Origin of the sequence: Paenibacillus ihuae (assembly GCF_001368795.1) — a bacterium.
GTDB classification, from domain to species: Bacteria; Bacillota; Bacilli; order Paenibacillales; family Paenibacillaceae; genus Paenibacillus_AQ; species Paenibacillus_AQ ihuae.
Window position 1 is genome coordinate 33,302 of sequence record NZ_LN831207.1, and the last position, 12,171, is coordinate 45,472.

Here is a 12,171-nt window from a genome sequence, read left to right on the forward strand (position 1 = left end):
GGGGTGGCACAACAATGCCAACTATTAATCAACTGGTTCGTAAAGGCCGTCAAGCCAAAATCGAGAAATCCAAGTCTCCTGCTCTTCAAAAAGGGTTCAACGCCCTGAAGCGTGAGGCAACAAATTTGAGCGCCCCGCAAAAACGCGGTGTGTGCACTCGTGTAGGCACAATGACTCCACGTAAACCAAACTCAGCGCTTCGTAAGTATGCCCGTGTTCGTTTGACGAACCGTCTTGAGGTGACTGCTTACATTCCGGGTATCGGACACAACCTTCAAGAGCACAGTGTAGTATTGCTGCGCGGAGGTAAAGTTAAGGACCTTGCAGGAGTTCGTTACCACATCGTACGTGGTGCTCTGGATACTGCAGGTGTAGCTAACCGGATGCAAGCTCGTTCCAAGTATGGTGCGAAACGTCCTAAGGCTAAGAAATAAGATTACAATACCTGAATAATAAACATTTAAGAAAGGGGGATATCCATGCCACGCAAAGGTCCAGTTACTAAGAGAGATGTATTGCCAGATCCATTGTATAATAGCAAGTTGGTTACCCGTTTGATCAACCGCATTATGCTGGGTGGTAAAAGAGGTGTCGCTCAAAGCATTCTGTACAATTCGTTTAAATTGATCCAAGAACGTACTGGCAAAGATCCGATGGAAGTTTTCGAAGCTGCCATCAAGAATATCATGCCAGTATTGGAAGTTAAAGCTCGCCGTGTCGGCGGTGCTAACTACCAAGTACCTATCGAGGTTAAACCTGAGAGACGTACTGCTCTGGGATTACGTTGGCTCGTAAACTACTCACGCAACCGCGGTGAGAAGACTATGGAAGAACGTTTGGCAGCAGAAATCATTGACGCTTCCAACAATACAGGCGCTTCTGTTAAGAAACGCGAAGACACGCACAAAATGGCTGAAGCGAACAAAGCGTTTGCTCACTACCGCTGGTAGGATTCTAAGCCGTTCAAATAACTTATATTTTGAAGGGAGACCCATTTCATGGCAAGAGAGTTCTCCTTAAAAAATACACGTAATATCGGGATCATGGCACATATTGATGCTGGTAAGACTACTACCACTGAGCGGATTCTATTCTACACAGGCCGTACGCACAAAATCGGTGAAGTTCACGAGGGTGCAGCTACAATGGACTGGATGGAACAAGAACAAGAGCGCGGAATCACCATTACTTCCGCCGCTACAACCGCTGCATGGAAGGGTCACCGCATCAATATCATTGATACCCCAGGACACGTTGACTTCACTGTTGAAGTTGAACGTTCCCTGCGTGTATTGGATGGAGCAGTTGGTGTTTTCAGTGCGAAAGAGGGCGTTGAGCCTCAGTCTGAAACTGTATGGAGACAGGCTGACCGGTATGGCGTTCCCCGTATCGCATATGTAAACAAAATGGATATCATCGGTGCGGACTTCCTTAACGTTGTAGAAAGCATGCGTGATCGCTTGCAAGCTAATGCAGTTGCAATTCAACTGCCAATTGGCGCCGAAAACGACTTCGTGGGTATTATTGACCTGGTTGAGCAAAAAGCTCACATCTTTAAAGATGATCTGGGTCAAAACATTGAAGTAACGGAAATTCCGGCTGATTATCTGGAGCAAGTTGAGACTCTGCGTCTTGAGTTAATCGAGAAAGTAGCAGAACTTGACGAAGACCTGACTATGAAGTACCTGGAAGGTGAAGAAATTACAGTTGACGAGATCAAAGCTGCTCTGCGCAAAGGCGTTGTAGAAGTTAAGATCTTCCCTGTAATTGTTGGATCCTCCTACCGCAACAAAGGTGTTCAGCTCATGATGGACGCTGTTGTAGATTACCTGCCATCCCCACTGGATGTACCGGCTATTCAAGGTCATCTGGATGATGGAACTGAAGCGATTCGCCATTCTTCGGATGAAGAGCCGTTCTCAGCACTGGCATTTAAAATCATGACAGACCCTTATGTAGGTAAACTCACGTTCTTCCGTGTATACTCCGGTGTCCTGGAATCCGGTTCTTATGTAGTTAACGCTACTAAGAACAAACGTGAGCGTATCGGCCGTATTCTGCAGATGCATGCTAACAGCCGTCAAGAAATCTCCATCGTTTACGCTGGTGATATCGCAGCAGCTGTTGGTTTGAAAGATACAAGTACAGGCGATACACTTTGCGACGAGAAACACCCGGTAATCCTGGAATCGATGAACTTCCCTGATCCGGTTATCGAAATCGCAGTTGAACCAAAAACCAAAGCCGACCAAGATAAATTGGGCGTTGCTCTCGGTAAGCTGACTGAAGAAGATCCAACTCTTCGTGCGCATACTGATGAAGAAACTGGCCAAACCATCCTGGCAGGTATGGGTGAGCTTCACCTTGATATTATCATCGACCGTATGCGCCGCGAATTCAAAGTAGAAACCAACGTGGGTAAACCACAGGTTGCTTACCGCGAAACATTCAAAGCACCAGCACGTGTTGAAGGTAAATTCGTTCGCCAATCCGGCGGTCGCGGTCAGTACGGTCACGTATGGGTTGAATTCGAACCTCTCGAGCCAGGTACTGGCAGCAAATTCGAAAGTAAAGTAGTCGGTGGTTCTGTACCTAGAGAATACATCGCTCCTGCACTTGCCGGTATTGAAGAGCAAATGAAAAACGGCGTCATTGCAGGCTTCCCGCTTGTAGACGTTAAGGCAACCATCGTTGATGGTTCTTATCATGATGTTGACTCCAACGAAATGGCGTTCAAAATTGCCGGCTCGATGGCACTCAAAGCAGCTAAAGACAAGTGTAAGCCTGTCCTGCTTGAGCCAATCATGAAAGTGGAAGTAACTGTTCCTGAGGAATATATGGGCGATGTTATGGGTATGCTGAACTCCCGTCGCGGTAGAATCGAAGGTATGGATTCCCGTGGTGGTGCGCAAATTATCCGTGCTAAGGTACCTCTTTCCGAAATGTTCGGATACTCCACAACTCTCCGTTCCGGTACTCAAGGACGCGGTGTATTCTCAATGGAGCTTTCTCACTATGAAGAAGTTCCTAAATCCATTGCAGAAGAAATCGTTTCTAAGAACAAAGGTGGAGAATAGTCACCGTTTTTAACTCGCCGTTCGGATATTAATCACTCAGTCATCTAAGAATTGCATGTAGACGGGCGGCTCAAATATAAGGAACCCCACAATAAGGAGGAACTGTTCAAATGGCAAAGGCAAAGTTTGAACGTAACAAACCACACGTTAACATCGGTACTATCGGTCACGTCGACCATGGTAAAACGACTCTGACTGCTGCAATCACAACTGTATTGTCCAAAAAATACGGTGGTGCCGCTGTAGCTTTCGACCAAATCGACAAAGCTCCTGAAGAACGCGAACGTGGTATCACTATTTCCACAGCTCACGTTGAATATGAAACTCCTAACCGTCACTACGCTCACGTAGACTGCCCTGGACACGCCGACTATGTTAAAAACATGATCACTGGCGCAGCGCAAATGGACGGAGCTATCCTGGTTGTATCCGCAGCTGACGGCCCTATGCCACAGACTCGCGAACACATCCTGCTGTCCCGTCAAGTAGGTGTTCCTTACATCGTCGTATTCCTGAACAAATGCGATATGGTTGAAGACGAAGAGTTGCTTGAACTGGTTGAAATGGAAGTTCGCGACTTGCTGAGCGAATACGACTTCCCAGGCGATGATACTCCAATCATCCGTGGATCTGCTCGTGAAGCTCTGCAAAACCCTGAAGGCGACTATGCACAAAAAATCGTTGAAATGTTTGAAACGATTGACACGTACATCCCGCTTCCAGAACGTCAAACTGACAAACCATTCTTGATGCCTGTCGAAGACGTATTCTCCATCACTGGCCGCGGTACTGTGGCAACTGGTCGCGTAGAACGCGGAACAGTTAAAGTCGGAGAAGAAATCGAAATCGTTGGTATTCACGAAGAAAAGAAAAAATCCGTTGTTACAGGCGTTGAAATGTTCCGTAAATTGCTCGATTCCGCACAAGCGGGCGACAACATCGGCGCATTGCTGCGTGGTGTAGACCGTAACATGATCGAGCGTGGCCAAGTATTGGCTAAGCCGAACTCCGTTAACCCACACACTGAGTTCACTGCTCAGATCTACGTTCTGACTAAAGAAGAAGGCGGACGTCACAAACCATTCTTCACTGGTTACCGTCCACAGTTCTACTTCCGTACAACTGACGTAACAGGTATCATCAACCTGCCAGAAGGTACTGAAATGGTTATGCCTGGTGACAACATCACTGTAACTGTTTCCCTAATCTCCCCAATCGCGATTGAAGAAGGTACTAAATTCTCCATTCGTGAAGGCGGACGTACAGTTGGCGCAGGTTCCGTAGCTTCTATCCAAAAATAATTCGGTTCTATCCGTTAGGATAGCATCGGATCATAAACAGGGGTTCTTCTTCGGAAGAGCTCCTGTTTTTTTGTATACAAAAACTCTATCCACAGAGGATATCCTCGGTAGATAGAGTTTTAATAGATAGATCTTATTAGATTTCTTTAGCATAGGCCGGGCTGGGCAGCTTGGAGATTACGACATGAAGACTCGCAGGGGAAGTGCTGGTATTATGGTAGGCGAAGGAATCATCCTCAGCAACGTGGATAACTTCCTCTTCGCTGAATTTCTGCGCTACATCATTTACTGTGATGGTGCCGCTCCCTTTTAGAGCATAGATATAGACATCTGCACCGGGGTGCTTATGCACAGGCAACTGCTGGCCAGGCATGAAATTGAGGACAAAGACAACGCTATCCCCTTTTTGAAACAGTATTTTTTTGGTGAACCGATCTTCTTGATACTGTATGGCTTCTGTTATCATTTTCTTTTCCATATCTATATACCTTCTTTCAATAAATATTCCCATAGGGGATTAGAGTTTTACTTCATATTCGCAATGTTCATGTCCGGTAGCATTACATTTTACTTCTTTAACACTAACTCTGTGACCCATGATTTTAGTTAGTGCTCCCTCAAGAATTGCGCCTTCTAAATCGCAGATCATTTTCTCTTCCTCTAGTGTAGGCAATCCTTTACAAAAACAGTCATCCACAGCAATATTGATCCTGGACTCATCTGAAAAAATAATACGCGGGATTCCAATTTTCAGTTCTTCAAATAGCTGCAGCAATTCATCCACACTGTTCACTGGCAGGCTTTCACCTATTTTTCGGCCTACAGTCAATGTAGTTCCTTTACCGCCCATCGGCAGGCCTTGGTTTAGGCCAATGAGGCGTATGGTACGGAATAACTCAAGTGGAACCATATTACCTAGTATGGCTCTGTCCATCTTTTGCATGTCTTCAAATGTATATTGCAGCATAGACACATCCTCTCCTGTAAATTCTCTTTAAGAGTATTTTGAAGGAAAATGAACGTAGAATCCTTGATACAGATCAAGTTTTTGAAATTATTGTGAGTGTTGTCACTAGGCGGCTTCCAGATCCTTGATATGTTGTCATCAGGTTAATAGGAAGGAAAGTGTCAACATGAATATGAATTGTAACACATGTCAAAACAATCCGTGTGTTCGGCAGGTACCTGTATTTCAGGGCTTATCTGATCATGATCTGCATATAGTTGAGTCTATTATAGAGTCGAATTATTATACAAAGGGGAATCTGGTATTTAGAGAGGGAGAGCAGTCCGAATCACTGTTTATAGTAAATAACGGCCTGATTAAACTGACTCAGAATAATAAGGAAGGGAAGCAGCATGTTCTTCGCTTTCTTTTCCCGGGGGATTACTTTGGGCAATTTGCCTTGTTACATAATAAGAGACATTATGCAACTGCAGAGGTGGTGGAGAGCGGACATGTGTGCCGGATGCATCGTAAAGATTTTCTACCCTTAATAGAAAAAAATACGGCTCTTGCCTTCAGCTTCCTGATGTCAATGAGCGAACAGTTACAACAGGCCGATGAACTTGCGGGGTCACTGCATATTTTAGAGGCGGAGAAGAGATTGGCAAGACTCCTGCTTCATCTATCCTCCAAAAACCAGCAGGAGTATGGAACAGAACCGGCTTGGTCTAAGATTTATCTGCCAGCAGCCAAAAAAGACTTTGCAGCGATGATAGGAACAACACCTGAAACACTCAGCAGAAAGCTGAATAAGCTTGAAACGATGAAGATTATAGAAGTCAGTAAAAGAACCGTTGTTATCTTGGATATCAAGATACTCTATCAGATTGCAGAATTATAGAATAGACAATCATATATAATTTATTATTCGACAAAATACGACAATTAAAACCATAAAACCCTTTGTATTCTACAAAATACAACAAAAAACTACATAAAATTCTTTACATTTTACATTCTCCTAGGTTAGAATGATTCTATATTATCATTGTTAATATTTAGGAGTTTAGGGAGAGTGGAAGTGTGGGGAAATGTCCTTTTTCTTTTATGCATGGTATTCAGTCACGTAACATTAATGAGGCTACTCCCGAGAAGCGCTCCAAGGACAGCGAGAATCACACACCTGCTACCACGGCAACCGTTCATTCGCTCCACGGGCATGAAGAGTTGAACGAACAGATGCGGATGATCGATTTGACTGAAGAGGATCTGGATCTTTTACGGATGATGAAACCTATTGTCGAACGTGAGATTAACTACATCACTGATCAATTCTACAATACGGTCCTTGGTGTAAATAAGCTGGAGAGCATCATTCTAGAGCACAGCAGCATTGAACGCCTCAAGGGAACTTTGAAACAACATATTATTGAAATCTTTGACGGCAAAGTGGATGAGCAGTACATAGCCAAACGCTTGACGATAGCTAAAATTCACAAAAAAGTCGGTCTCGAACCCAAATGGTACCTATCGGCATTTCAGAATCTGCAGAATGTATTTATTACGGTAATGTACAATGAAACATATAAAGACAATGACCGGTTAAAGGTAGTACAGACCGTAACCAAACTTCTGAATCTGGAACAGCAACTGGTGCTCGAAGCCTATGAGAAAGAGAACATCCGGGAGAAGGAAGAGCAATACCTGGTTGTTAAAAATGAACTGAAACAGAAAATCGCTGAGTTTAGCGGAGAGCTGATAGATCTGAGCATGGACACTAACGCAGCTGTAGAGCAGCTGGTGGCGAGCAGCAACGAAGTGAACAATTCATTCCGCCGTACTTCCTCTACCGCTCTTGGGTCGCAGGAGATGGCTAAGGACGGACAGGGACAACTCGGCAGCCTCAGCGGTCAGATTAATCTTATCTATGAGAGTACTAATGAAATGGAACGTTCGGTAAAAGAGTTAAGCAGCTCTTCTTTGCAAATTCAGAAGATTGTGGCTGCTGTACAGGATATAGCGGATCAGACCAAAATCCTTTCTTTAAATGCTACAATAGAAGCCGCCCGTGCAGGTGAATATGGCAGAGGCTTCAGTGTCGTTGCCAGTGAGGTCAGCCGGCTTGCAGAAGACACCAAGAGCACCGTAGTACGAATCGGAGACTTAACTCAAAAATCAGCTGCGCTGACTAGCCAGGTGGTCAAGGAAATCCGTAAAGTGCAGGAACTGACGAAAAGCGGGAAAGAGCAGTCAGTAGAGACAAGCAGACTGTTCAGCGATATCGTGGATTCGATGCAGACTAGTACACAGGAAATAGTAACTGTTGAGGAAGAGATCAGAGTATTAATTCATACTATTGAAGGAATTGGTGCTACAACGGCACAAACTGCGGCTTCGGCTGAGTTTTTCAAGTCTGCAACGGATAATCTTTAAGTGAAAATGGATAAATGTAAGAGAAGAGAACAACGTATAAAAAAAATATGCGTTGTTTTTGATTTTTGCTTGCAATGTATCCGCCTATTATATATAATAATAAATGTTGTTCTGAGACGTTGCGATGATGTGAGAGGTTACTGACACACCCGGCCCCTTTGCCATGAGGTCGACGTCAGAAAATTTTCACGGAGTATGTCCGATAATAAATTGGGCGATAGAAGGAGGGACTAAAATGGCAAAGCAAAAAATTCGTATTCGCTTGAAAGCATACGACCACAGAATTCTTGATCAATCCGCAGAGAAAATCGTTGAAACAGCAAAACGTTCGGGTGCTGGTGTATCCGGGCCGATCCCGCTGCCAACTGAGAAGCAAATCATTACTATTCTCCGTGCGGTACACAAGTACAAGGATTCCCGTGAACAGTTTGAACAACGGACTCACAAACGTTTGATCGATATTGTGAATCCTACACCACAAACTGTGGATGCCTTGATGCGCTTGGATCTACCGTCCGGTGTAGATATCGAAATCAAATTGTAATTCTACCATTAAGCAACTAGGAAAAGAAAAGAGGTGTCAACATTGAAAGGTATCTTAGGAAAAAAACTCGGTATGACTCAAGTGTTTACTCCAGAAGGTAACGTGATCGCTGTATCGGTTATCGAAGCTGGCCCTTGTGTAGTACTGCAAAAGAAAGACCTGAATATCGACGGATATGAAGCAGTGCAGTTGGGCTTTTCTGATAAGAAAGAAAGTCGCTCCAACAAGCCTGAACAAGGTCACGCCAAAAAGGCAAATGCAACACCTAAGCGCTACGTTCGTGAAATTCGCGGTGTTGACCTCGGGGCACTCGAGGTTGGACAAGAGCTGAAGGCTGATATCTTCGCTGAAGGCGAATTTGTTGACGTAACTGGCACTAGCAAAGGTAAAGGTTTCCAAGGTAACATCAAACGTTGGGGACAAAGCCGCGGACCAATGGCTCACGGATCGCGTTATCACAGAAGACCGGGTTCCATGGGTTCCATTCAAGCTAACCGCGTTCCTAAGGGCAAACGCCTTCCAGGACACATGGGTCACACGACCGTAACGGTTCAGAAGCTTGAAATCATCAAAGTTGATGTTGAACGTAACGTATTGCTGGTTAAAGGCGCTATCCCAGGTCCTAAGAACAGCTTCGTGAAAGTTAAAGAAACCGTTAAGAAATAATTACCTAAGAAAGGAGGAACATGAAATGCCAAAAGTAACACTTTTTAATATCAGTGGTAACGAAGTTGGCGAAGTTGAACTGAGTGATTCAGTGTTCGGTATTGAACCGAACGTGCATGTCCTGCACGAAGCTGCACTTATGCAAAGAGCTTCCCTTCGTCGTGGTACACACAAAGTAAAAGGACGTTCTGAAGTACGTGGCGGCGGACGTAAGCCTTGGAAACAAAAAGGTACAGGTCGTGCTCGTCAAGGCTCCATTCGTTCACCACAATGGAAAGGCGGCGGCGTAGTCTTCGGACCAACACCACGCAGCTATTCCTGGAAACTGCCTAAGAAGGTTCGTCGTTTGGCCATCAAATCCGCGTTGTCCTCGAAAGTACTCGGGAATGACATCATCGTATTGGATAGCCTGACAATGAATGCTCCGAAGACGAAAGAATTCGCAGCTATTCTGAACAACCTGAAGGTTGGTACTAAAGCTCTGATCGTAGCTCCTAGCTATGACGACAATGTAGCGCTTTCCGCTCGTAACATCCCAGGGGTGAAATTCGTAGCGGCTGACGGCATCAATGTTCTTGACGTACTGACGTACGACAAACTGATCATCACTAAAGAAGCAGTTCTGAAGGTAGAGGAGGTGTTCGCGTAATGAAAGATCCTCGTGATATTATCAAACGTCCGGTGATTACGGAACGCACATCCGAATACATGAGCGAATTGAAATACGCTTTTGAAGTGGATATCCGTGCTAACAAGACCGAAATCAAAAAAGCTGTCGAGGCTATTTTTAAAGTTAAAGTAGTTAGTGTGAACACAATGCGCGTACCTGGTAAACTGAAACGTTATGGCAAATACTCCGGATACACTCCAGAGTGGAAAAAAGCCATCGTGAAGCTTAGCCCGGACAGCAAACCGCTCGAATTCTTTGAAGCGGTAGAATAATACTCTTAAAGTAAGGAGGGAACTATAGTGCCAATCAAAAAGTACAAACCGACCTCTCCGGCAAGACGCGGTATGTCCGTGTCTACGTTTGAAGAAATTACAACAAACCAGCCTGAGAAATCGTTGCTTGCGCCGCTGAGCAAAAAAGCGGGCCGTAACAACCAAGGTAAAATTACGGTTCGTCACCACGGCGGCGGACACAAACGTAAATACCGTATTATCGACTTCAAGCGGACTAAAGACGGCATACCAGGTAGCGTTGCTACAATCGAGTATGACCCGAACCGCACATCTAATATTGCTTTGATCCACTATGCCGATGGAGAGAAACGTTACATCATCGCTCCTAAAGGACTTAAAGTTGGGGATAAAGTAGAGTCCGGCCCTGCAGCCGACATCAAAGTTGGTAACAGTCTTCCACTGGAGAACATCCCGGTAGGTACAGTTATCCACAACATCGAGTTGAAACCAGGTAAAGGCGGACAATTGGTTCGTGCTGCTGGTACAGAAGCTCAATTGCTTGGTAAGGAAGAAAAATACGTATCCGTTCGTTTGAACTCCGGTGAAGTTCGCAGAATCTTGAGCGTTTGCCGTGCAACAATCGGTTCCGTAGGTAACGAAGATCACGAATTGATCAAAATCGGTAAAGCCGGACGCAGTCGCTGGCTTGGCCAACGTCCTGAAGTTCGCGGGGTAGTAATGAACCCTAACGATCACCCACACGGTGGTGGTGAAGGCCGCGCTCCAATCGGACGGAAATCGCCTATGTCTCCTTGGGGTAAACCAACCCTCGGCTACAAAACGCGTAAGAAAAACAAGGCATCTGATAAATATATCGTTCGCCGCCGCACAAAATAAGACGCTTCAGGCATGTTAGCAAGCGCGAAGCGTCGATTCGCGGTTTGAAGAACCGGATGAAGGGAGGATTCACACATGGGTCGCAGTTTAAAGAAGGGGCCGTTCATCGATGGCTACCTGCTGAAAAAAGTTGAGGAATTGAACGCGGCAGAAAAGAAAGTCGTAGTTAAAACCTGGTCCCGTCGCTCAACAATTTTCCCTCAGTTTATCGGACATACGTTTGGTGTATATGACGGCCGCAAACACGTGCCAGTATACGTAACGGAAGATATGGTAGGTCACAAGTTGGGCGAGTTCGCGCCAACACGTACTTACAAAGGCCACGCGGGTGACGATAAGAAAACAAGAAGATAATTAAAAAGGTCTTCGTTCGAGAGGAGGGAAAATAAATGGAAGCAAAAGCACATGCTAGATCGGTGCGGATTTCTGCTCGTAAAGCGAAACTGGTTGTTGACTTGATTCGCGGCAAGCAAGTGGGGGAAGCTATTGCAATTCTTCGCCACACTCCAAAATCCGCTTCTCCGGTAGTTGAAAAACTGCTTAACTCGGCGATTGCCAATGCTGAGCACAACTACTCCATGGACGTGAACAGTTTGTTCGTTAGCGAAGTTTTCGTTAACCAGGGTCCTACTATGAAACGTTTCCGTCCGCGCGCCATGGGTCGTGCAAGCCGGATCAATAAACGTACCAGCCACATTACTTTGGTGGTATCTGAGAAATAAGGGAGGGATAACACGTGGGTCAAAAGGTAAATCCAATCGGACTCCGAATCGGTATTATTCGCGATTGGGAATCGAAATGGTATGCAGGTAAAGATTTCGGTACTCTTTTAATGGAAGACGTCAAAATCCGTGAATACCTTAAAGGCAAGTTGAAAGATTCCTCTGTTTCCCGCATCGAGATTGAAAGAGCGGCAAGCCGAGTGAATGTTACGATTCACACTGCTAAACCAGGTATGGTAATTGGTAAAGGCGGAGCAGAAGTTGAAGTACTTCGCAGCGCAGTTACAGCAATTGCCGGTGGCAAAAAAGTCCACATCAACATCAACGAAATTAAGCACCCTGAATTGGATGCAATTCTTGTTGCTGAAAGCATTGCACAACAATTGGAACGTCGTGTATCGTTCCGTCGTGCTCTGAAACAAGCGATTCAAAGAACTATGCGTTCCGGCGCAAAGGGAATCAAAACTCAAGTTGGCGGACGTCTTGGCGGCGCTGAGATTGCCCGTTCAGAAGGTTATAGCGAAGGAACAGTTCCACTTCATACGCTTCGTGCCGATATCGATTACGGAACGGCTGAAGCACATACTACTTATGGCCGTATCGGCGTAAAAGTATGGATCTACCGTGGAGAAGTTCTTCCCCCAGCTAAGAAACAAGCTGCTCAGGAAGGAGGCAACTAATC

General features: G+C 45.3%; 16 protein-coding genes. 14 read left to right on the plus strand and 2 right to left on the minus strand.

All coding sequences use genetic code 11. From position 1 onward, the window contains the following. The first annotated feature begins 14 nt into the window (after positions 1–14). The 4 genes from rpsL (at position 15) to tuf (ending at position 4,378) form a co-directional block, all read left to right on the plus strand. A complete protein-coding gene (gene rpsL / locus AQR02_RS30050; RefSeq protein WP_020427075.1) occupies positions 15–434 on the plus strand; it encodes a 30S ribosomal protein S12 in 420 nt (139 codons plus the stop codon). 45 nt (positions 435–479) lie between these two features. Beyond that, positions 480–950, plus strand: coding sequence for a 30S ribosomal protein S7 (gene rpsG, locus AQR02_RS30055; RefSeq protein WP_036652908.1), 471 nt, complete (start codon positions 480–482; stop codon positions 948–950). Between the two features lie 48 nt (positions 951–998). Further along, complete coding sequence (fusA, locus tag AQR02_RS30060; protein WP_054943967.1) at positions 999–3,077, plus strand: elongation factor G; 2,079 nt, start codon at positions 999–1,001, stop codon at positions 3,075–3,077. Between the two features lie 110 nt (positions 3,078–3,187). After that, positions 3,188–4,378, plus strand: a complete 1,191-nt coding sequence (tuf, locus tag AQR02_RS30065; RefSeq protein WP_054943968.1) for an elongation factor Tu — start codon at positions 3,188–3,190, stop codon at positions 4,376–4,378. Between the two features lie 136 nt (positions 4,379–4,514). On the opposite strand, the gene AQR02_RS30070 is transcribed toward tuf, so the two are convergent. Both AQR02_RS30070 and AQR02_RS30075 read right to left on the minus strand, forming a co-directional pair. Then, a complete protein-coding gene (locus tag AQR02_RS30070) occupies positions 4,515–4,856 on the minus strand; it encodes a cupin domain-containing protein (RefSeq protein ID WP_054943969.1) in 342 nt (113 codons plus the stop codon). Positions 4,857–4,895: 39 nt separating this feature from the next. Further along, positions 4,896–5,345, minus strand: a complete 450-nt coding sequence (locus AQR02_RS30075; RefSeq protein ID WP_054943970.1) for a V4R domain-containing protein — start codon at positions 5,343–5,345, stop codon at positions 4,896–4,898. Between the two features lie 166 nt (positions 5,346–5,511). Between AQR02_RS30075 and AQR02_RS30080 the strand changes: the two genes are divergently transcribed. From AQR02_RS30080 to rpsC, 10 genes are all read left to right on the plus strand, one after another. Further along, positions 5,512–6,225: a Crp/Fnr family transcriptional regulator gene (locus AQR02_RS30080; protein WP_054943971.1), complete on the plus strand. Its 714-nt coding sequence runs from the start codon at positions 5,512–5,514 to the stop codon at positions 6,223–6,225. A gap of 182 nt (positions 6,226–6,407) precedes the next feature. Further along, positions 6,408–7,757 (plus strand): globin-coupled sensor protein, encoded by a 1,350-nt coding sequence (locus AQR02_RS30085; RefSeq protein ID WP_054943972.1) that lies wholly within the window; start codon positions 6,408–6,410, stop codon positions 7,755–7,757. A 235-nt stretch (positions 7,758–7,992) separates the two neighbouring features. Then, the gene (gene rpsJ, locus AQR02_RS30090) at positions 7,993–8,301 is read left to right on the plus strand and encodes a 30S ribosomal protein S10 (protein ID WP_017692074.1); all 309 of its coding nucleotides are present in this window, start codon (positions 7,993–7,995) and stop codon (positions 8,299–8,301) included. 42 nt (positions 8,302–8,343) lie between these two features. Continuing rightward, positions 8,344–8,967 carry a 50S ribosomal protein L3 gene (rplC, locus tag AQR02_RS30095; RefSeq protein WP_074113289.1) on the plus strand — a complete coding sequence of 208 codons (624 nt, stop codon included), beginning with the start codon at positions 8,344–8,346 and terminating at the stop codon, positions 8,965–8,967. Between the two features lie 25 nt (positions 8,968–8,992). Beyond that, positions 8,993–9,616, plus strand: coding sequence for a 50S ribosomal protein L4 (gene rplD / locus AQR02_RS30100; RefSeq protein ID WP_054943973.1), 624 nt, complete (start codon positions 8,993–8,995; stop codon positions 9,614–9,616). Continuing rightward, positions 9,616–9,909, plus strand: a complete 294-nt coding sequence (rplW, locus tag AQR02_RS30105; RefSeq protein ID WP_019908225.1) for a 50S ribosomal protein L23 — start codon at positions 9,616–9,618, stop codon at positions 9,907–9,909. Before rplD ends, rplW begins: the two co-directional genes overlap by 1 nt. A gap of 27 nt (positions 9,910–9,936) precedes the next feature. Beyond that, entirely contained in the window at positions 9,937–10,767 is an 831-nt protein-coding gene (gene rplB, locus AQR02_RS30110) for a 50S ribosomal protein L2 (protein ID WP_054943974.1), read from the plus strand. Between the two features lie 75 nt (positions 10,768–10,842). Then, positions 10,843–11,121, plus strand: a complete 279-nt coding sequence (gene rpsS, locus AQR02_RS30115) for a 30S ribosomal protein S19 (protein ID WP_054943975.1) — start codon at positions 10,843–10,845, stop codon at positions 11,119–11,121. Between the two features lie 35 nt (positions 11,122–11,156). Beyond that, complete coding sequence (gene rplV, locus AQR02_RS30120; RefSeq protein WP_019908228.1) at positions 11,157–11,489, plus strand: 50S ribosomal protein L22; 333 nt, start codon at positions 11,157–11,159, stop codon at positions 11,487–11,489. Positions 11,490–11,503: 14 nt separating this feature from the next. Next, positions 11,504–12,169, plus strand: a complete 666-nt coding sequence (gene rpsC, locus AQR02_RS30125; protein WP_054943976.1) for a 30S ribosomal protein S3 — start codon at positions 11,504–11,506, stop codon at positions 12,167–12,169. Positions 12,170–12,171: the final 2 nt, after the last annotated feature.